The organism is Paraburkholderia hiiakae, from assembly GCF_904848665.1.
Classification (GTDB): Bacteria; Pseudomonadota; Gammaproteobacteria; order Burkholderiales; family Burkholderiaceae; genus Paraburkholderia; species Paraburkholderia hiiakae.
The window spans coordinates 106,634-126,425 of the sequence record NZ_CAJHCQ010000007.1 but is presented as its reverse complement, the minus strand read 5'-3'; the positions used below and the strand labels follow the sequence as shown (position 1 = coordinate 126,425).

Genomic DNA, 19,792 nt, shown 5'->3' with positions numbered 1-19,792 from the left:
CTGCGCCTTCGTGGAATCGTTCACGCAAGTTCGGAGGCAACAAGAACAAACAGGATGCCGAAGCAATTGCGTCTTGCCGCTTGAGCTGGAGAGAACAGGAGCGCGCCCTCTTCTCTTCAGCCTTGCGGGATTCAACGGGCCGAAGGCACGAGCGCCTGCGCAAGCGGCAACGCAGGCAGGTGCTCGCGTTCGCGCACGAACGGGTCGGTCGGCTCCTGAACCTTCGGATCCGGGCTCGTGTCGGCGTTACGCAATTGCACGGGCGCGCCATCGTTCTTCGCGACCTTGCGATTGTCGCCGCAGGGATGATCGGTCAGCGCCGCAGCTTCGCGGAAGTCGTCTTCCTGACACATGATGTTGAACGCAATGTCCTTGCGGTCCATGCGCCATGCCACAGCTGCATTCAGGCGCTTGTTGCAGTCCATATCCTTGATGGTGCCCGCGGCCGTCGCGCCCACGCCCACCACCGATACCGCAGCGGAAATACTGCCCCAGCAGGTCTCGGTCACCGAGGCCGTCAAGGCAGGTGCATAGACCGTGGGCGTCGTGCGCACATCGTAAGAGCCGTGATACGTCACGTCCGACGCGCCGCCGCTCGGCAGCACGACGGTATTGGAAACGGTGCTCGTCTGGCTCGACGTGGACGTGGTCCCCGACGTCATCGTCGGCGTGGTTTGCGCCCACGCGGCGCCTGCAAACAGCAACACCCCGGCAACGGCGATTTTTTGTTTCAGCTTGCTCATTCTTCTCTCCGTGAACGGAACGGGGGCAGCGCCCCCTTTCCGACGCGCTAGTGAACGGCTGACCCGTTCGGATTACCAGTGCATACCGCCCGTGAGCGAACCCGAGCCGCCCGCTGCGACGATGCCAACGCCGCCATCCGCGTTGGCCGTGCCGGTGCCGTTCGCGGTCGCGTTCGACGTGAAACCCGAGCCGCCGTAGCTGCCGCTCGAACCGTCGAACGACGCGTTGATCACCGACGAATTGAAGTTCTGCGAACCCGACTGCGTGGCGCTCGTGAAGCCGAGCGTGGACGAATTCTGGTTCGTGGTCGTCGTGCCGGTCTGGCCGACGTAGCCGTTAGCCGTCTGGCCGTAGGTTTGCGAGTTGCCGTTTTGCGTCGTGTAGCTCGAACCGAACGTGAGGCTCGCGTTCGAGAATGACTGGTTGCCTTGCGACACGGTGGCGTCGATATGGCCCGGCACCGTCAACGCCGAGGTGAAGCCGCCGTTGACCGACGAGGTCGAGTTCGACGTGAGTGCCGTTGCGCCAAAGCCGACGCCCGCTGCGCCCACCGCCGACGTGGTGGAGGACGACGGCGCGCCCACACCGCCGGCACCGCCTGCAAATGCGGCAGCCGAACCGAGAGCGAGCATGGCGGCGAGCGAAATGGCCTGAATCTTCTTCATGATTGTGGTCTTCCTGATAAAGCAGGGGAACGTTGGATGAATGTGCGCGCACTCCCCCTGATAGCGCGGGCGCATTTAACACGATTTCAATTGCAATGTTTATAAAATCACTGCATTTACGGCGCGCGAATATCCCCGCGGACCAGCCCGATATCGGGAAGACCGTTTAGACGGAGTTACCAGATTAAAAAATCGCGCGCAGGACACCCTTACGCTTTACGTACTCGCGTAAATCAGGCGCTCATGCAGAATTGAAAATCCGGAAGACGGAAAGGAATGTCCCGTAAAATCCTGTGCTTTTCGCGGACCCTGTTAAATAGTAGTCCGATACAAATCGTCCAACACCTGCTGTTGTCATTATTTCCCCGTGTACCGCGCGGCGAGCGCCACCTACTCTCACGCCCCGCCTGACAGAAATCCTCGGGCTGCTGCGCATTTTCGCGCGCTGCCCTTCCCCTGCCCGGTCTTTTCGACGTCTCTTTTAGCGAACCGTTTGCATAACGTCGCCGGACGGTGAATTTATATCTCAGACAGTCAGACTATTGCTACGTCATTCGCACGTTTTGTGTGCGGTTCTCAACGTAGTGAATAGAGATGTCCTTGAATGCGCGGATTTTCTTTCAAAAATGACTGAAAGGCGAATTGAAATGTCAAATAGATGCGCAGACAACGAGATCCAGAAAATCGCGCTCTTTTAATGATTAATGGCGATTATCGGTTCGGCGGCCCACGCAGGGCCGCCGGCAAAAAGAGCGGCAACGCACAGGAAAAAGCAGGCAGAAGCCCGGTGCACGTGCCGCTCGCGCGAGACCGCTCAGGCCTTGCGGTATTCGACGCGCTCGACGCCGGTTTCACCGCCAAGCAGACAGAAGTCCGCGCCGCGCGTGGCGAACAGACCGACCGTCACCACGCCCGGCCATGCGTTGACGTGCGCCTCGAGCGTGCGCGGATCGCTAATGCTCAGGCCCTTCACGTCGAGGATCTCGTTGCCGTTGTCGGTGATAAAGGGCGATCCGTCCTTCCGCACGCGCAGCACCGGCACGCCGCCGAGCGCCGTTACGCGGCGGCCAATGGCCGTGCGCGCCATCGGCACGACTTCGATGGGCAGCGGGAACTGGCCGAGCACGTCGACGCGCTTGCTCGCATCGGCGATGCAGACGAACACGTCCGCCACCGAAGCGACGATCTTCTCGCGCGTGAGCGCGCCGCCGCCGCCCTTGATCATGGCGCCTGCGCCGTCGATTTCATCGGCACCGTCCACGTACACGGGCAGTGATTCGATCTCGTTGAGGTCGAAAATCTTGAAGCCGTGCGCTTCGAGGCGCGCGGTGGTCGCGACCGAGCTCGACACCGCGCCGCGGTAGCGGCTCTTGCTCGCCGCGATGGCGTCAATGAAGCAGTTCGCGGTGGAGCCCGTGCCGACGCCAATTACGGCGCCTTCCTGCACGTTCGCATTGACATAGTCGGCGGCGGCCTGGCCGACCAGTTGCTTGAGTTCGTCTTGAGTCATGGGAGTACAGCCCGAGGAGGAGGAAAACGCGGAATACGCATAGTTTACCGGAGATGCGGGCACGGGCTGCCCGCATCTCGCAGGATCGCGCGATGGCTGATCAGCGCACGGCCGAGCGTTGGCGCACCGCCTCGAACAGACACACCCCCGAAGCGACGGAAACGTTCAGGCTCTCGACCGTGCCCGCCATCGGAATCTGCATGACTACGTCGCAGGTTTCGCGCGTGAGTCGGCGCATGCCCTCGCCTTCGGCGCCCAGCACGAGCGCGACGGGGCCATCGAGCTTCGTCTCGTAGAGGCCCGCGCTCGCGTCGCCGGCGGTCCCCACCACCCACACGCCCGCGTCCTTGAGTTCGCGCAGTGCACGCGCAAGGTTCGTCACGGTGATGTAGGGCACGGTGTCAGCGGCACCGCTCGCCACTTTCGCGGCCGTGGCGTTCAGACCGACGGCGCGGTCGCGCGGAGCGATCACCGCGTGCGCGCCGGCCGCATCGGCCACGCGCAGACACGCGCCGAGATTATGCGGATCGGTCACGCCGTCGAGCACGAGCAACAGCGGCGAACCCTGGATGCCGTCGAGCAGCTCCGCGAGGTTCTGTGCGAGCGCCAGATCGTGCACGCGGGCGACGACACCCTGGTGGCGCTCCGTGTGCGCGAGTCCCCAGAGGCGCGTTTCGTCGGCTGCGATCACGCGCGCGCCCGCTTCCTTCGCGGTGTGCAGGAAGTCCTGCATGCGGCGGTCGCGGCGCGTCGGATCGTAGTAGACATCCTCGACCGTGGACGCGTCGTGCCGCAAGCGTGCGATCACCGCATGAAACCCGTAAAGAACCTTGAGACGTGACATGACTGAGACAACCCCTGATGAACGTTTTGCGGCGCAGACAGAGCGCCGCCAGCAACGATAGTCAGCCGGCCGCGTCGTGCGGTCCGGCGAGTGCAAGCCGCGCGCCCATGTGGCAAAAATCGACGCGGCATGCAAGTGAAAAAACCGGGCACGCGCACGACGGCGCGGCCCGGGTAGATAACGGCGACGGAGCGCGTTTGGCGCTCCGCACGGCGCTCAGCGCTTCTTGCGCGGCGCCTGCTTCTTGGGCGGCGGCTTCACGGGCGAGCGTTTCTTCGCGGTCTTGGCGGCGCCGCGCGCCGCGCGCGCTTCCTTCACCGCTACGCTTTGCGCCGGCGCGGCCTTTCTCTGGCGCGCCATGTCGCCACCCGGCAGCGCGCGAACGCGCGGACCGCCATCCATGCCACCCTTGTCGACCGGCATCGGCCGGTTGCCGCCTGGCTTCACGGGCGTATCGCGCACGAGGCGGAAGTCGATCTTGCGCGCGTCGAGATCCACGCGGCTCACCTGCACGCGCACGCGGTCCGAGAGGCGATAGCGAATGCCGGTGCGCTCGCCGCGCAGTTCGTTCTTGATCTCGTCGTACTGGAAGTAATCCGAGCCCAGTTCCGTCACGTGCACGAGACCTTCGATGAAGAGCGCGTCGAGTTGCACAAAAATGCCGAACGACGTCACGCCGCTCACCATCCCGCCGTACTCTTCGCCGAGCTTGTCGCGCATGAAGTAGCACTTGAGCCAGGCTTCGACGTCGCGCGAGGCTTCGTCGGCGCGGCGCTCGTTCGCCGAGCAGTGCAGGCCCAGCTCTTCCCAGATCGCCGTGTTGGCGCCCCGGGCGCGCTTGCCGCGCTTTTCCTCGTCTTCGGCCTGCATCGCGCGGGCGCGCGGCGAGAGCGCGGTGTTGAGCTCAACGCCCTCGGGCGCCTGCGGCTGGTACTTCTTGCCCTGCAGAATCGCGTAGATCGCACGGTGCGTGAGCAGGTCGGGATAGCGGCGAATCGGGCTCGTAAAGTGCGCGTAAGCCTCGTAGGCAAGCCCGAAGTGACCGATATTGTCCGGGCTGTACACGGCCTGCTGCATCGAGCGCAGCAGCATGGTCTGCAGCATTTGCGCGTCGGGCCGGTCGCGGATATGCGCCATCAGTGCGGCGTAGTCGCTCGCGTGCGGCGTATCGCCGCCGCCGAGCGAAAGACCCATGCCACGCAGGAAGGTGCGCAGGTTCTCGAGCTTTTCGGCGGTCGGTCCCGCGTGCACGCGGTACAGGCCCGGGTGCTTATGGCGCTTCATGAAGTCCGCCGCGCACACGTTGGCCGCGAGCATGCATTCTTCGATCAGCTTGTGCGCGTCGTTGCGCTGGCGCGGCACGATCTGCTCGATCTTGCCTTGCGCATTGCAGACGATATACGTCTCGGTCGTGTCGAAATCGATCGCACCGCGCTTCTGGCGCGCGGCGAAGAGCGATTTGTACACGCCATAGAGATTCTGCAGTTGCGGCAGCAGCGCCGCGCGGCGCGTCGCCTCGGGGCCCTTGGTATTGGTGAGCACCGCTGCGACTTCGGTATACGTGAGCCGCGCCGCCGAGTGCATGACGCCCGGATAAAACTGGTACGCCTTGATCTCGCCGCGCGCGGTGATCACCATGTCACACACGAGCACGCAGCGGTCGACGTGCGGATTGAGCGAACAGAGCCCGTTCGAGAGCTTCTCGGGCAGCATCGGAATCACGCGACGCGGGAAGTACACCGACGTGCTGCGCTCGATGGCGTCCACATCGAGACCGCCGCCGGGTAGCACGTAATGCGAGACGTCGGCGATCGCGACGATCAGGCGGAAGCCCTCGCCCTTGCCGACCTGCATCGGCTCGCAATACACGGCGTCGTCGAAGTCGCGCGCATCTTCGCCGTCGATGGTGACGAGCGGCACGTCGCGCAGGTCCACGCGATAGCGAATGTCCGTGGGACGCACGGCATCGGGCAGCTTCGCGGCTTCGTCGAGCGCGGGCTTGCTGAACTCGTGTGGCACGCCGTACTTGCGCACGGCGATCTCGATCTCCATGCCCGGATCGTCGATATCGCCCAGCACTTCCATCACCCGGCCGAGCGGCTGCGAGTGGCGGCTGGGGAAATCTGTGAGTTCGACGACCACGACCTGGCCGACCTTGGCCTTCTTGGGATTCTGCGTGACGAGAATGTCGTGGCCGATGCGCTTGTCTTCCGGCGCGACGATCAGCGCGCCGTTCTCATTGAGCAGGCGCCCGATCACACTGCGGTTCGCGCGGTCGGTGACTTCGACGATATGCCCTTCCGGCCGCCCGCGCCGGTCATAGCCGACAATGCGCGCGAGCACGCGGTCGTTGTGCATGACCTTCTGCATTTCGCCTTGCGGCAGAAACAGATCGTCCTGCCCGTCGTCGCGTACGAGGAAGCCGTAGCCGTCGCGATGCCCCTGCACGCGCCCGGCGACGAAATTCGAAGGATGGGCGAGCTGGTAGTGGCCGCGGGGATCGAGCCGGATCTGCCCGTCGCGCTCCATGGCGGCGAGCCGCCTGAAGAACCCTTCACGCTCCTGGCGCTTGATGGCGAGCGCCTCGGCGATATCGTTCGCGGTGCACGGCGAGTCGCTGGTCCGTAGCACGCCAAGAATCTCTTCGCGGCTGGGAATCGGGTACGGATATTTGCTCAAGGGCTTGTCGATGGTTGTTCTCGTTGCGTGGACGTCGGATTTTGCGCGGCCCGAATTTGCATTACACGCGGGCGGCGCCCCGGTCTTCGAGTGCTGCAATCTGCCGGCCCGTACGTGGACTGCCTGACCGCTCGCACTGCGTGCGCCACGCTGCACGCAGCACCTGAACCCCGTACTTTTGCCGGCGGAACTTCTGCGAGGCATTCTAACACCCGCATCGCACCCTACGAGCCGTGGGAGCGGCCTCACGGCGCGACGAGACCGCCCACTCCACGCGCCCGGCAACGCTTCGGCAGCCTCGCTTTATCGCCTTCCACAAAACGCTTGACAGGCATTATCAGCCCGCTATAATTTCGGTCTTTGCTGCACAACACATTGAGCAGCAAACGACACCTTGCCCAGGTGGCGGAATTGGTAGACGCACCAGGTTCAGGTCCTGGCGGTGGCAACACTGTGGAGGTTCGAGTCCTCTCTTGGGCACCAGATTCAAAAGGCCGGCTTCATGCCGGCCTTTTTCATTTCCGGCGCAGCATCGAGTACAACTGCCCTGCTATCGCGCAAATCGCAGCAGCCGCGTTCCCGAGATGAAGTATTTTGAAAAGATATATTGACAGTCACGCTAAATCGCGCCATAATCTACTTCTAGCTTGAAGACGTGCCCAGGTGGCGGAATTGGTAGACGCACTAGGTTCAGGTCCTAGCGGTGGCAACACTGTGGAGGTTCGAGTCCTCTCCTGGGCACCACGTCTCATCAAGCAGAACTAGCAGCGCACAGGATTCATCAAAAAAGCCCGCAAATTTGCGGGCTTTTTTGTTTTGCGGCCGACACTCCATCTGCACTGTCTTTCTACGCAAATTGGCAATGCCAGTCCCACCTCTGCCGACTGCGCTGCCGGCTGCGCCCCTCGATATGTTTCATGATATACATTGCCGTGCGCCGCGAATCACCCGATTGAGGAATACAGAATGGAATTCGTTCTCGTCGCAGCGATCGTCGCGGTCAGCTTCGGCGCCGCCGCGACCTGGCTGCTCGCAACGCTGCTGCCCGAGCGCTGGCTCGACAAGAACGCCAGCGAGGGTCGTTATGCCCATCTCGGGCTAGAAAGCGAGCGTACTGCCGAAACGGACCCGCGTCGCGAGCAAGCCCGCGCCGATACGCGGCGCGTACGCCGCTCACGCGTGCGCGCGAGACTACAAGGCGCCGCGCGCATGATGCGGGCGTTGCGCCCTGTAACCGCTCCCCGCGATCACGACCGAACCGCCCGTCCGTAACACTCGGGGGCGCCCATCAAACGCGCTCACTCATGCGACCCCAGCGGCGAAGGTATGAACGCCGAATCGGTAATCTTCGCCTCCTCACCCGACTGAAAGATCCAGCGCCGGCGCATGGGCTGCAAGATCACCTTCGCGCTCACGCCCGCCATCATCGCGACACAGGCGACCATATCGAACACCATGTTCCAGCCACCGTGGAGCGCGAGCAGCGTAGCGACCGGCACGAGCAGCGCGGCGGTCCCCTTCGCGGTGTAAAGCGTGCCTGCGTTGCCGGCCGCATATTTCGCGCCGAACGTGTCGGCGCAGGTCGCCGGAAAGTTCGAGAAGATGTCGCCGTAGAACAGGAACACGAGCCCCGAGAACAGCATGAAGAGATACGGGTCGTGGCCGAACGCCCGCAAGCCCAGCAGCGCGAGCCCCTCGCCGAGAAACGTGATGAACATCGTATTCTCGCGGCCAATGCGATCCGAAATGAGCCCGCACAGTGGCCGCGTAAAGCCGTTGCAGAGGTTGTTGATCGAAAGCGTCATCGTGAGCAGCGGCAGCGTCGCCGCCACGAGCGTGACTGGCATCGAGGCGAAGCCGTAGCTCTTCGCGATCGGGCCGATCTGTGCCGTCGCGATGATGCCGCCCGCGGCCACGCACACGAACATCGCGTACATCACCCAGAACACGGGCGCGCGAACCATCTGCCTCGTCGTGTAATCGAGCTTTGTCGCCACGACGCGCTTCATGCCCGCTGCGTGCGCCGGCGGCTTCGGCCGCACCATAACAAGTGCCAGCGCCATGATGCAGGCACCCTGAAGGAGTCCGAAGAACACGAACGCGCGCTCATAGCCCGACTGCTGGATCATGTTCGAGATCGGAATGACCGTGAGCGCCGCGCCCGCGCCAAAGCCCGCCGCTGTCATGCCGGCAGCGAGGCCACGGCGGTCGGGGAACCATTTGAGCGCCGTGCCAACGCACGTGCCGTACACGCAGCCCGCACCGATGCCCGAGATGACCGCCGCGACGTAGAGCACCGGCAGCACCGGCGCCCACGCGTTGAGCACCCAGCCGAGCGCCACGCAGCACGCACCGCCCATCACCACAGGGCGAGGACCGAAGCGGTCCACCAGCCAGCCCTCCACGGGCACGAGCCAGGTTTCTGTCACGATGAAGATGGAGAAGGCGAGCTGGATCGCAGCCTGCCCCCAGTGATGCCGTGCGTCCATCGGCACGACGAAGAGCGTCCACGCGTACTGCAGGTTCGCCACGAGCCCCATGCAGAGAATGCCCGCCACGAGCTGCACCCAGCGGTTGTGCCGCCGGGCCGTGTAGCCGCCTTCGATACGATCGGTGTGTGCCACGTTGTCTGTCTCCATCCGTTGTGATTGCCCGCGGGGTTTCCCGCATCGCCTCTTTCCCGCGTTACAGCCAGCGCGGCAGACGTTCGCCCGCCGCGCCTGACGTCAAACATCAAGCGGCCTCGAGTTGCCGCAGTAATGCATCGACGCTGCCCTTCGCATCGCCAAACAGCATTCGTGTGTTGTCCTTATAGAACAGCGGATTGTCCACGCCCGCGTAGCCCGTCGCCATGCTGCGCTTGGAGACGACCACCGTGCGCGCCTTCCACACCTCCAGCACCGGCATGCCGGCGATCGGGCTGCCCGCATCCTCCTGCGCACCCGGGTTGACGATATCGTTCGCGCCGATCACGAGTACGACGTCGGTGCTCGTGAAGTCTTCGTTGATCTCGTCCATTTCGAGCACGATGTCGTACGGCACCTTCGCTTCGGCGAGCAGCACGTTCATGTGGCCCGGCAAACGCCCTGCAACCGGATGAATACCGAAACGCACGCGTATGCCGAGCGCACGCAGCCGCCGCGTAATCTCGCTGATGGTGCCCTGCGCCTGCGCGACGGCCATGCCATAGCCCGGCACAATCACGACCTCCTGTGCGTCGCGCAAAAGAGACCCCACTTCGTCCACCGTGGTCGCGACCACCTCACCCTCCGGTGTTGCGCTAGCCGTAGCGCTCACGGTGCCAAAGCCGCCGAGGACCACCGAGACGAAACTGCGATTCATCGCGCGGCACATGATGTAGCTGAGAATCGCGCCGCTCGATCCAACCAGCGCACCCGTCGTGACGAGCAGATCGTTATCGAGCATGAAGCCCGTTGCCGCTGCAGCCCAGCCCGAATAGCTGTTGAGCATCGAGACCACCACGGGCATATCCGCGCCGCCGATCGCCATCACGAGATGGACGCCGAGCGCCGCCGCCAGCACGCACATCACGATGAGCGCATAGAGCGCATCGCTGCCATCAGGAGCACTGACGAAGCGATACCCGATCACGACACATGCGCCCAACACCACCGCATTGAGCAGATGCCGCGCGGGCAGCACGAGCGGCTTGCCGCTCACCGTGCCCTGCAACTTCAGGAACGCGACGATCGAACCGCTGAACGTGACCGTGCCGATGAACGCGCCGACATAGATCTCGGTGTCGTGAATCGCGCGCTCGACGCCGCTCATCGCGGCCTGCGGCGAAAGGAAGTTCGCGAAGGCGATCAGTGTGGCCGCAAGACCGACGAAGCTGTGCAGCACCGCGACGAGCTGCGGCATCTGCGTCATCTCCACGCGCCGCGCGAGGATCGCGCCGAGCGCACCGCCTACCAGCGCGGCAATGAGCGCGATTTGCAGGCTCGCGCCGCCCGTGACGAGCAGCGTGGCGAGCACGGCGATCACCATGCCGGTCACGCCATACAGGTTGCCGCGCCGCGCACTCGCGGGATGACTCAGCCCGCGCAGGCTGAGGATGAAGAGCGTCGCCGCGCCGAGCCACGCCATGTTGCCGATTCCGTTGAGCATGACGTCTCCTCAGGTCCGTTGGAACATCTTCAACATGCGCTGGGTGACGAGAAAGCCGCCCGCGATGTTGATGGTCGCGACGACGAGCGCAATGCCCGCCAGCACCGTCACGATCGTGCTGGCGTTGCCCGGATGCAGCAATGCGCCGATCACGATGATCCCGCTGATCGCATTCGTCACGCTCATGAGCGGCGTATGCAGCGAGGGCGTGACGTTCCAGACCACCTGATAGCCGACGAACACGGCCAGTACGAACACCGTGAAGTGTGCGACGAACGCTGGCGGCGCCACCGCGCCGAGCGCGAGCAGCAGCAACGCGGCGACGACGAGCGCTGCGAGCGACCAGACGCCATTGCGGGGAGCGGCTTGCGCGGATTCTTCTTTCGCGTGAGAGCTAACCACGGCGGGCTTCGCCTGCGCAGCCGCTTGAGGCGTGGCGCTGACCTGCACCGGCGGCGGCGGCCAGCACACTTGGCCGCGCTGCATGACGGTGGTGCCGCGTTGCACGACGTCGTCCATGTCGAGCGTGAGCTCGCCGTCTTTTGCGGGCGTGAGATCGGTCAGCAGATGGCGGATGTTGGTCGCGTAGAGCTGGCTCGACTGGTTCGCCATGCGGCTTGGCAGATCCGTGTAGCCGATCACGGTCACGCCGTTCGCATTCACAACTTCACCCGCTCGCGTGAGTTCGCAGTTGCCGCCCTGCTCGGCCGCCATGTCGACGATCACGCTGCCCGCGCGCATGCACGCCACTGTCTTCGCGTCGATGAGGCGCGGCGCCGGTTTGCCCGGAATGAGCGCCGTCGTGATGATGATGTCGACCTCGCGAGCCTGGGCCTCGAAAAGCGCCATCTCCGCCTCGATGAACTTCGCGCTCATCTGTTTGGCGTACCCGCCTGAGCCGCCGCCCTCCTCCTCGATGTCGATGCTCAGGAACTCCGCCCCCATGCTCTCGACCTGCTGGCCGACTTCGGGGCGCGTATCGAACGCCCGCACGATCGCGCCAAGACCGCGCGCGGCGCCAATCGCGGCAAGCCCGGCCACGCCCGCGCCGATCACGAGCACCTTGGCGGGCGGCATTTTGCCGGCCGCCGTGATCTGCCCCGTGAAAACGCGGCCGAAATGCTGGGCCGCCTCGACCACCGCGCGATAGCCGGCCATGTTCGCCATCGAGCTCAACGCGTCGAGCTTCTGCGCGCGCGAGATGCGCGGCACGCAATCCATCGCGAGCGCGGTGACCTCGCGCGCCACCAGTTGCTCGAGCAACGCCGCGTTTTGCGCCGGCCAGATGAAGCCGATCAGCGTCGCGCCAGGCTTGAGACGCTGCACCTCTTCGCTCGAAGGCGGACGCACCTTGATGACGATATCCGCGCCGCTCAAGAGCGCTTGCGCATCGTCCACGACGCGCGCGCCTGCTGCGCGGTAGGCGTCGTCCGGGTAGGACGCGTTCACACCCGCTGCCGCTTCGACCTCCACGGCATAACCCAGCTTGATTAGTTGTGCCACACTTTCAGGCGTCGCCGCTACGCGTCGTTCGCCTTCATATGTCTCGCGGGGGACCGCAATCGTCATCGACATGATGCGCCTCCGTTCTTTACAGAGCGCGCTGCGGCGAAAACGAACGGAATCGGCGGCGCGTCAATGCATTTGGCGCGCCGAAAGCGTAGCCACGACTTCATGAAACGTCTCCTGCTGATGTTGGAATACTTTGTGTGCCGCGGCTCGATGAGGGCTTTGCCCTATGACACGCCCAGGCTGGGCGAATTGCCGCCCCTGAGAAAAGCGAGCGCCGCCTCGCGCGCACCCGGCAATGGCGGCGGCCTCGCTTTCGAATACGGTTTCGTCGACCACCCATTGACGGGGGAAAACAGCGGCCGCCGGTTCGTCGGCAGCGGCCTCGACCGCGTGGATCGCGGCAAACGCAGCCCAGCCGCCGTTGTGGATCATTTGACGGGCCGAGAGTTCGACCTCGAAATGTCCGAGTCTTTCGGTGTGCATCGAAGAACTCCAGAGGTTTCAGGATTGCTGGGCCTGTGCTTCGAGTTCGGTGATGCGTTTCTTGAGCGCGCGCTCTTCCTGGAAGCGCGCCGTTTCGTCGCGAATCACGGCGACGATACCGTTGAGTTCACCCTGCGGCGAGTGCAGCAGCGCCACGGTGAAGGCGATGGAAAGCGCCTTGCCCGCCTTGTCCACGGCCGGCACCCGCAGCACGTCGTTGCCGTAGCGCGTCTGGCCGGTCGCCATCGTCTTGTGATAGCCCTCCCAGTGGCGCCCTCGCAGCCGCTCGGGAATGATCAGGTCGAGCGTCTTGCCGAGCGCTTCTTCCTTCGTATAGCCAAACATGCGCGTGGCCGCCGGATTCCAGTATGTGATGTCGCCGGCTGCGTCCGAGATGACGATGGCATCCCCAATGGCGTTTGCGAGCTGCTCGAAATCGATGGCGGGTTGCATGGCGATGACTATGTGGGGTGAGTCGCTTATCGTCGTCGCGCGGCACGCATTGCACATGCCGCGCGGCGTCCTGCCTGCCAGTCTGGTATTGCAGTGCTGCGTGGGCGCAGCGTGGGCCGCGCCCGCTTTCTACGCGCTGCGTTCAACTGATGGAACGCGACCCGCAACTCAAACCGCGCGCACCTCGTGCAGCGCCGCGATTTGCTGCGCCGAGTAGCCGAGGTCGGCGAGCACCTCGTCGGTGTGCTCGCCGAGCAGCGGCGAGCCCGTGATCTCCGGCTTCAGATCCGAGAACTTGATCGGGCTGCCCACCGTGAGGTACGCGCCGCGCTCCTTGTGCGGCACCTCGACGATAGTACCGCTTGCGCGCAGCGACGGGTCATTAGCGATTTCCTTCATGCTGAGCACCGGCGCGCACGGAATGTCGAACTTGCGCAGGATGTCGATGGCTTCGAACTTGGTCTTGTCGGCGAGCCACGCTTCGATCGTCGCGAAGATGTCGAAGATATGCGGCTGACGTGCCTGCGCCGTGTTGTAGTTCGGGTCGTTGATCCATTCGGGTTTGCCCAGCGCGTGGCAGATCGGCTCCCAGGCGTGACCTTGCACCGTGAAGTAGATATACGCGTTCGGGTCCGTCTCCCAGCCTTTGCACTTGAGCACCCAGCCCGGCTGGCCGCCGCCGCCCGCATTGCCGCCGCGCGGCACCACATCGCTGAACGTGCCGTGCGGGTACTGCGGGTATTCCTCGAGGAAGCCCACGCGGTCCAGACGCTGCTGGTCGCGCAATTTCACGCGGCACAGGTTGACCACGCTGTCCTGCATCGACACGGCCACTTTCTGGCCCTTGCCGGTTTTGTCGCGGCCGATCAGCGCCGTGAGAATGCCGATGGCGAGGTGCATGCCCGTGTTGCTGTCGCCGAGCGCCGCCGCGCTGACCGTGGGCGGGCCGTCCCAGAAGCCCGTGGTCGAAGCCGCGCCGCCCGCGCACTGTGCGACGTTCTCATAGACCTTGAGGTCGTCGTAATGGTGGCCTTCGCTGAAACCCTTCACCGAAGCGACGATCATCTTCGGGTTGAGTTCGTTGATGCGCTCCCACGTGAAGCCCATGCGGTCAAGCGCGCCGGGGCCGAAGTTTTCGACCATCACGTCCGACTCGCGAATCAGCTTTTCCAGCACTTCCTTGCCTTCGGGCTTCTTCGTGTCGAGCGTGAGCGAGCGCTTGTTGCTGTTGAGCATGGTGAAGTACAGCGCATCGACTTCGGGAATGTCGCGCAGTTGCGAGCGCGTCACGTCGCCAGCGCCGGGGCGCTCGACCTTGATCACGTCCGCGCCGAACCATGCGAGCATCTGCGTGCAGGCGGGACCGGCCTGTACGTGCGTGAAGTCGATGATCTTGATACCGTCGAGGGGTTTGCTCATTTCTCGTATCTCCTGGTCTATCTGATCTACCTGATCGATGGGGGCTTATTTCTTCATGGCCGCGCTTTGCGGATTCAGATTCGTGAGACGGCCGCTTTCCGTCCCGGCCGATTCGTCGATGACTGCGTTGATCAACGTGGGCTTGCCCGACGCGATCGCTTCGAGCAGCGCGCTCGTGAGTTCTTCAGGCGTAGTCGCCTGATGGCCGATGCCGCCGAAGGCCTCGATCATCTTGTCGTAGCGCGCGTTCTTCACGAACACCGTGGGCGCGACGTCGCAGCCGCCGTTCGGGTTGACGTCCGTACCGCGATACACGCCGTTGTTGTTGAACACGATGGTGCAGACCGGCAGGTTGTAACGGCAGATCGTTTCGAGTTCCATGCCCGAGAAGCCGAACGCGCTGTCACCTTCGATCGCCACGACCTGCGTGCCGCTCGTCACGGCCGCGCCGATCGCGAAGCCCATGCCGATGCCCATGATCCCCCACGTGCCCGAGTCGAAGCGCTTGCGCGGCTGATACATGTCGATGATGCTGCGCGCGTAGTCGAGCGTGTTCGCGCCTTCGTTGACCACGTTGATGTCGGGGCGCGTCTTGAGCACATCGCGGATGGCACGCAGCGCGCTGTGGAAGTTCATCGGCGACGGATTCTTCTCGAGCGTCGCGGCCATCTTTTCCAGGTTCTTGTTCTTGCGCTCGGCGACGGCCGCGAGCCACTCCGCCGGCGGCTGCGGGAAGTCATTACCGAGGCCTGCGACGAGCGCTTCCACGCATGAACCGATGTCGCCGATCACGGGCGCTTCGATGGCGACGTTGCTATCGATTTCCGTAGGCGCAATGTCGATCTGCACGAACGTTTTCGGTCCGGCTGCCGCGCCCCAGGTCTTGCCCTTGCCGTGCGAGAGCAGCCAGTTCAGGCGCGCGCCGATCAGCACCACGGCGTCCGACTCGGCCAGCACGAACGAGCGCGCGGCCGATGCCGATTGCTCGTGCGTGTCGGGCAGCAAACCCTTGGCCATCGACATCGGCAGATACGGAATGCCGCTCTTTTCGACCAGCTCGCGGATCTGCGCGTCGGCTTGCGCGTAGGCGGCGCCCTTGCCGAGCAGGATCAGCGGACGCTTCGCATTCCTGATCACATCGAGAGCGCGTTGTACCGCATCGGGTGCGGGAATCTGACGCGGTGCTGCGTCGACCACCTTGATGAGCGAGTGCTGGCCCTTCACGGCGTCGATGGTCTGCGCGAGCAGCTTGGCCGGCAGGTCGAGATACACGCCGCCGGGGCGGCCCGAGACCGCAGCGCGAATCGCACGCGCCACGCCAACGCCAATGTCCTCCGCGTGCAGCACACGATACGCAGCCTTGGCATAAGGCTTCGCGGCGTTGAGCTGATCCATCTCCTCGTAGTCGCCCTGCTGCAGGTCGACGATCTCGCGCTCGCTCGAACCGCTGATGAGAATCATCGGGAAGCAGTTCGTGGTCGCGTTGGCCAGTGCGGTCAGGCCGTTCAGGAAGCCCGGCGCGGAAACGGTCAGGCAGATGCCCGGCTTCTTCGTCATGTAGCCCGCCACGGCCGCGGCGTTGCCAGCGTTCTGCTCGTGCCGGAAGCCGATGAAGCGCATGCCCTCGGCCTGCGCGAGACGGGCGAGATCGGTAATGGGAATACCGACGAGACCGAAGATCGTGTCGATATCGTTGAGTTTCAGCGCGTCGATGACGAGATGAAAACCATCGGTCGTTTGCTGCGCTTCCGGCACAGGGTTCTGCTGTGCCTCGTTGATGCCTGCTTCTGCCATGACGTCTCCTCTTTGGCGGGGCGTAGTGTGATTCGTGATATACAATATTCCACACACAATATTAGTCAAGACGTTTTTTTACCCATACCGCGTTTGCTGCACTGCGTCGCGCCGCGCTGCCCCGATGCCGTCTCATGAGATCGCTCGCAAAGCGGCAAACCTTGATGCGGCACACCATGGGCAAGCACCTTCAATCGGCCCAAACGTCCCAACGAACTTGTTACGTACTCCATACTTTTCTTTCAGCATCGCGGCGCTCATTCAGACGATCTGCGTATCGATGCCTCTTACTCATGCGTCGAGCCGATATGAATCGACGGCTCGACGGGGCGCGCCTCAACGCTTCAGTCCAGAAAATCGCAGTTGGCTTCCACGAACAGCGCGAGTTCTATCGAGTGCTGCCGCACGAGTTGCTCGACGCGTTCGGTGTCGCGCGCCTCGAGCGCCTCGATAATGCGCATGTGCTCCACGATCGAGCGCGACGCGCGATCGCTCTGCGCGATCGTCATGCGCCGGATCGCGCGCACATGCATGAAGATGTTCTTGATGGTGTCGACGATGATCGGCGACTTCGAAAGCTCCACCAGCGACTGGTGGAACATGATGTTCGCCTCCGAGTACTCCTCTATATGGTCCGAGGGTGTCGAGTCGCCGAAGGTCGCAAACATGCGTCGCAGGCCTGCAATGTCATCGTCCGAAGCGCGCTGCGTGGCCAGGCGCGCGGCGATGCTTTCGAGCGCGGCCCACATATAGATCATCTCCACGATCTCCTTGCGCGTCTTGCGCAAGATGTAAACACCGCGTCGGGGCACCGTGCGTAGAAAACCCTCCTGCTCCAGTAGCGTCATCGCTTCGCGCACGGGCGTACGGCTCACGCCCAGTTTCTCGGTCAATTCTTTCTCATCTAGACGGATCTCGTCTCGCGAGCGGTAGATGTCGGTTTCGGCAATGGCCTGCTTGAGCTTCGCGTAGGCCTGATCGCGCAGCGAAGCGGTTGCGTTGATCGGCTCCAGCGTCAAGGTGACCGGGGGCATCCCGGTGACGAATTCTCTTTCGGCGGACATCGGTCGTTTGTCTCCAACGTTCTGTTTAGCCGGCGCTACTGCAGAATTTCATATTTCCAATACAATATATCAGTAGAGTGCTCGTGGCTAAGCGGGGTTTACGCGTAACCGGCGCGCATCTCTCGCAGTTCGCGGGTTTACCCGCTATCCATACAGCTTTACTTATATTTTTCGAAAAAAACTTTAACTATCGCTTATTCATTGGCGCTTCTACTCTTGCTTCACGTTACTCGACATGAGGAGACAGCCATGAGCCACCTGGACACCCGCCACGATCGTCAACTGGAAGCGCAACTGTGCGCGTTCAATACGGCATTTGCCGAACTGGGTCTGCGTTTTCGCTGGGATGCGCGCACGCTCTACTCGCTCGCCTCGGTCGCCGGTGAACATGCGCGCGTCGCGGCTTATATCGAGACGAATCACCCGCATCTGCTGAAGGCATACAGCATGGAATTTCTGTGCGAGGCGATCCTTGCTCGCAAGAACGCGCAGGCGCCGGGCGAATGGCCGCTGGCGGCGCCCGCGCCACGCGGTTCACAGGAATGGGGCATGGCCACCGCCATGGAGCAGGATTGGCGCGAAGGCGGTTTGCCCGCGCTTGCAGGCGCGTGACGCGTACGCACGAAAGCGCGCGCCCGATAAAGACGAAACCCGTCTGGATTGGGCGCGCACAACCGCGCTATCCAGACGGGTTCGATATTGAAGGATAACTAAGGGGAACTGCGCAGGCCTATGCGCTCAGGCGTTGCTCCGAGCCTCGGCCTCTTCTTCCTGCAGCTTGCGCCACAGAATCTTGCCGCTACCCGATTTCGGCAGCGCGTCGACGAACTGCACGACGCGCGGCGCTTTGTACGCCGCCATGTTGTCGTGCGCCCACGCGATGATGTCGTCTTCGTTCACGCTGCCGACCTGCTGCGGATCGAGGACGACGACCGCCTTCACGGTCTCGCCGCGCCGCGCGTCCTGCGTACCGATGATGCACACCTCATTGATCGCCGGGTGCCGGTACATCAGCGCTTCGACCTCGGCCGGCCAGACCTTGTAGCCCGACGCGTTGATCATGCGTTTGAGGCGATCGGTCATGAAGTAATAGCCTTCCTCGTCGCGCCGCACGAGATCGCCCGTGCGCAGGAAGCGCTTGCCGTCGCGTTCGATGAACGCTTCGCTCGTTGCCTTGGGGTTGCGCCAGTAGCCCTGCATCACCTGCGGCGCATGCATGATCAACTCGCCCGATTCGCCGGGCGGCACTTCCTCCAGCGTAATCGGATCGATCACACGCGAGTCGACGTCGAAAACCGGAATGCCGAGACACTGCGGCTTGGGACGCTGCGGCGGATTGATATGGGTGCCAGCCATGGTTTCCGACATGCCGTAGCCTTCTACGAAATCGAGCCCGGTCAGATCCTTGAGCTTCTTCACCACCGCGTCGGGCATCGTCGCGCCGCCACCACGCATCCAGGCGAGGCTGGACAGGTCGTACTCGTGAATGCGCGGGTTCGAGATAAAGTCCACCACCATCGTCGAGATAGCCTGCCAGCCGTTGATGCGGTAGTGCTCGATCGCACGCGCCGCGGCGTCGCGATCCCAGCGCGGCAGCAACACCACGGTCGAGCCGTTGTAGATCGGGCTGTTCATGCCGCCCTGCATGCCCGTTACGTGAAAGAGCGGCAACACGGAAAGTTGTACGGCATCCTGATTACTGCCGAACCAGTTGCAACCGCCCACGGCCGTCGCCATCACGCTGCGATGCGTGTGCATGCAGCCTTTGGGCTTGCCCGTGGTGCCCGAGGTGTACGGCATCACGCAGAGGTCGTCGGGGCCGGCGGTGAGCGCTCCGGGCACGCAATACGCCTCGAGCACATCGACCCAGTGTGCGACGCCCGGACCACTCACAGAGCGCGGCGCGCTCACGAATTCGGGCGGCGGCGAAAACGGCTCGCACTTCAGATAATCGCTATACGTTGCAACGAGCAGATGCTTCAGGCCCTCACCCTCGCCTTCGCGCACGAGCGGCGCAATACGCGGGTAGAGATCCTGCGCGACGAAAGCCGTCGTCGCACCGCTGTCTTCCACGTAGTGCGCGAGTTCCTCGGTGAGGTTCATCGGATTGACCGGCACGACCACGGCGTTGGCGCGCAGGATGCCGTAATAGGCGATGACCCACTGGGGACTGTTCTGCATGTAGAGCAGCACGCGATCGCCGGCCTTCACGCCGCACTCCTGCTGCAGGTAGCCAGCCACGCGCTCGGCCTCGTCCTTGAACTGCGCGAACGTAATCGGCGTGTCGTAGAAGACGATGAACGGCTTGTCGGGATAGCGCGCCGCCGAGACCTCCGCGTTATAGAAGAGGTTGGTCTGCGGAATGCTCAGATGCGGCGAAAGGTGCGCGGGCCAATGTGGCGATGACGAGGACGGCGAATTTACGGATGGCGTCGGGGCAGACGTGGACATGGCAAGCTCCGTCGGGCAAGATTTGTGAAGAACGTGGCCGCCAGCC

The 19,792-nt window shown here is 63.5% G+C and carries 16 protein-coding genes and 2 tRNA genes; 4 read left to right on the top strand and 14 right to left on the bottom strand.

Annotation, left to right across the window (positions count from 1 at the left end; translation table 11 throughout):
• Window positions 1–131: 131 nt before the first annotated feature.
• The 5 genes from JMY28_RS15325 to rnr all read right to left on the bottom strand — a co-directional run bounded on the left by JMY28_RS15325 (window position 132) and on the right by rnr (window position 6,442).
• Window positions 132–743, bottom strand: coding sequence for a hypothetical protein (locus JMY28_RS15325; RefSeq protein WP_201696785.1), 612 nt, complete (start codon window positions 741–743; stop codon window positions 132–134).
• A 72-nt stretch (window positions 744–815) separates the two neighbouring features.
• Window positions 816–1,409, bottom strand: coding sequence for a hypothetical protein (locus tag JMY28_RS15320; protein ID WP_201696784.1), 594 nt, complete (start codon window positions 1,407–1,409; stop codon window positions 816–818).
• Window positions 1,410–2,223: 814 nt separating this feature from the next.
• Entirely contained in the window at window positions 2,224–2,919 is a 696-nt protein-coding gene (gene rpiA, locus JMY28_RS15315) for a ribose-5-phosphate isomerase RpiA (protein WP_201696783.1), read from the bottom strand.
• Between the two features lie 100 nt (window positions 2,920–3,019).
• On the bottom strand, window positions 3,020–3,763 hold the full coding sequence (gene rlmB / locus JMY28_RS15310) for a 23S rRNA (guanosine(2251)-2'-O)-methyltransferase RlmB (RefSeq protein ID WP_201696782.1): 744 nt from the start codon (window positions 3,761–3,763) through the stop codon (window positions 3,020–3,022).
• A gap of 216 nt (window positions 3,764–3,979) precedes the next feature.
• Window positions 3,980–6,442 carry a ribonuclease R gene (gene rnr, locus JMY28_RS15305; protein WP_201696781.1) on the bottom strand — a complete coding sequence of 821 codons (2,463 nt, stop codon included), beginning with the start codon at window positions 6,440–6,442 and terminating at the stop codon, window positions 3,980–3,982.
• A 396-nt stretch (window positions 6,443–6,838) separates the two neighbouring features.
• Here rnr and JMY28_RS15300 point away from each other — a divergent pair.
• The 3 genes from JMY28_RS15300 (at window position 6,839) to JMY28_RS15290 (ending at window position 7,714) form a co-directional block, all read left to right on the top strand.
• Window positions 6,839–6,925, top strand: a tRNA-Leu gene (locus JMY28_RS15300).
• A 174-nt stretch (window positions 6,926–7,099) separates the two neighbouring features.
• Window positions 7,100–7,186: transfer RNA gene (locus JMY28_RS15295), tRNA-Leu, on the top strand.
• A 222-nt stretch (window positions 7,187–7,408) separates the two neighbouring features.
• A complete protein-coding gene (locus JMY28_RS15290) occupies window positions 7,409–7,714 on the top strand; it encodes a hypothetical protein (RefSeq protein WP_201696780.1) in 306 nt (101 codons plus the stop codon).
• 26 nt (window positions 7,715–7,740) lie between these two features.
• Here JMY28_RS15290 and oxlT read toward each other — a convergent pair whose 3' ends face one another.
• The 8 genes from oxlT to JMY28_RS15250 form a co-directional block, all read right to left on the bottom strand.
• Window positions 7,741–9,066, bottom strand: a complete 1,326-nt coding sequence (oxlT, locus tag JMY28_RS15285; RefSeq protein WP_236596880.1) for an oxalate/formate MFS antiporter — start codon at window positions 9,064–9,066, stop codon at window positions 7,741–7,743.
• 109 nt (window positions 9,067–9,175) lie between these two features.
• Window positions 9,176–10,570, bottom strand: coding sequence for an NAD(P)(+) transhydrogenase (Re/Si-specific) subunit beta (locus JMY28_RS15280; protein WP_201696778.1), 1,395 nt, complete (start codon window positions 10,568–10,570; stop codon window positions 9,176–9,178).
• 9 nt (window positions 10,571–10,579) lie between these two features.
• Entirely contained in the window at window positions 10,580–12,145 is a 1,566-nt protein-coding gene (locus tag JMY28_RS15275) for a Re/Si-specific NAD(P)(+) transhydrogenase subunit alpha (protein WP_201696777.1), read from the bottom strand.
• Between the two features lie 60 nt (window positions 12,146–12,205).
• A complete protein-coding gene (locus JMY28_RS15270) occupies window positions 12,206–12,565 on the bottom strand; it encodes a hypothetical protein (RefSeq protein ID WP_201696776.1) in 360 nt (119 codons plus the stop codon).
• An 18-nt stretch (window positions 12,566–12,583) separates the two neighbouring features.
• Window positions 12,584–13,018 (bottom strand): PAS domain-containing protein, encoded by a 435-nt coding sequence (locus JMY28_RS15265; RefSeq protein WP_201696775.1) that lies wholly within the window; start codon window positions 13,016–13,018, stop codon window positions 12,584–12,586.
• Window positions 13,019–13,186: 168 nt separating this feature from the next.
• Entirely contained in the window at window positions 13,187–14,437 is a 1,251-nt protein-coding gene (gene frc, locus JMY28_RS15260; RefSeq protein WP_201696774.1) for a formyl-CoA transferase, read from the bottom strand.
• 45 nt (window positions 14,438–14,482) lie between these two features.
• On the bottom strand, window positions 14,483–16,231 hold the full coding sequence (gene oxc / locus JMY28_RS15255; RefSeq protein WP_201696773.1) for an oxalyl-CoA decarboxylase: 1,749 nt from the start codon (window positions 16,229–16,231) through the stop codon (window positions 14,483–14,485).
• A gap of 344 nt (window positions 16,232–16,575) precedes the next feature.
• Complete coding sequence (locus JMY28_RS15250) at window positions 16,576–17,295, bottom strand: GntR family transcriptional regulator (protein WP_069267852.1); 720 nt, start codon at window positions 17,293–17,295, stop codon at window positions 16,576–16,578.
• 249 nt (window positions 17,296–17,544) lie between these two features.
• Between JMY28_RS15250 and JMY28_RS15245 the strand changes: the two genes are divergently transcribed.
• The gene (locus JMY28_RS15245; protein WP_201696772.1) at window positions 17,545–17,907 is read left to right on the top strand and encodes a hypothetical protein; all 363 of its coding nucleotides are present in this window, start codon (window positions 17,545–17,547) and stop codon (window positions 17,905–17,907) included.
• Window positions 17,908–18,033: 126 nt separating this feature from the next.
• On the opposite strand, the gene JMY28_RS15240 is transcribed toward JMY28_RS15245, so the two are convergent.
• Entirely contained in the window at window positions 18,034–19,746 is a 1,713-nt protein-coding gene (locus JMY28_RS15240) for a long-chain fatty acid--CoA ligase (RefSeq protein WP_201696771.1), read from the bottom strand.
• Window positions 19,747–19,792: the final 46 nt, after the last annotated feature.

Excerpts from the sequence above, each read along its gene's own strand:
- JMY28_RS15325 (WP_201696785.1), bottom strand. The coding sequence starts at position 743 with ATGAGCAAGCTGAAACAAAAAATCGCCGTTGCCGGGGTGTTGCTGTTT.
- JMY28_RS15320 (WP_201696784.1), bottom strand. The coding sequence starts at position 1,409 with ATGAAGAAGATTCAGGCCATTTCGCTCGCCGCCATGCTCGCTCTCGGT.
- rpiA (WP_201696783.1), bottom strand. The coding sequence starts at position 2,919 with ATGACTCAAGACGAACTCAAGCAACTGGTCGGCCAGGCCGCCGCCGAC.
- rlmB (WP_201696782.1), bottom strand. The coding sequence starts at position 3,763 with ATGTCACGTCTCAAGGTTCTTTACGGGTTTCATGCGGTGATCGCACGC.
- JMY28_RS15290 (WP_201696780.1), top strand. The coding sequence starts at position 7,409 with ATGGAATTCGTTCTCGTCGCAGCGATCGTCGCGGTCAGCTTCGGCGCC.
- JMY28_RS15280 (WP_201696778.1), bottom strand. The coding sequence starts at position 10,570 with ATGCTCAACGGAATCGGCAACATGGCGTGGCTCGGCGCGGCGACGCTC.
- JMY28_RS15275 (WP_201696777.1), bottom strand. The coding sequence starts at position 12,145 with ATGTCGATGACGATTGCGGTCCCCCGCGAGACATATGAAGGCGAACGA.
- JMY28_RS15270 (WP_201696776.1), bottom strand. The coding sequence starts at position 12,565 with ATGCACACCGAAAGACTCGGACATTTCGAGGTCGAACTCTCGGCCCGT.
- JMY28_RS15265 (WP_201696775.1), bottom strand. The coding sequence starts at position 13,018 with ATGCAACCCGCCATCGATTTCGAGCAGCTCGCAAACGCCATTGGGGAT.
- frc (WP_201696774.1), bottom strand. The coding sequence starts at position 14,437 with ATGAGCAAACCCCTCGACGGTATCAAGATCATCGACTTCACGCACGTA.
- oxc (WP_201696773.1), bottom strand. The coding sequence starts at position 16,231 with ATGGCAGAAGCAGGCATCAACGAGGCACAGCAGAACCCTGTGCCGGAA.
- JMY28_RS15250 (WP_069267852.1), bottom strand. The coding sequence starts at position 17,295 with ATGTCCGCCGAAAGAGAATTCGTCACCGGGATGCCCCCGGTCACCTTG.
- JMY28_RS15245 (WP_201696772.1), top strand. The coding sequence starts at position 17,545 with ATGAGCCACCTGGACACCCGCCACGATCGTCAACTGGAAGCGCAACTG.
- JMY28_RS15240 (WP_201696771.1), bottom strand. The coding sequence starts at position 19,746 with ATGTCCACGTCTGCCCCGACGCCATCCGTAAATTCGCCGTCCTCGTCA.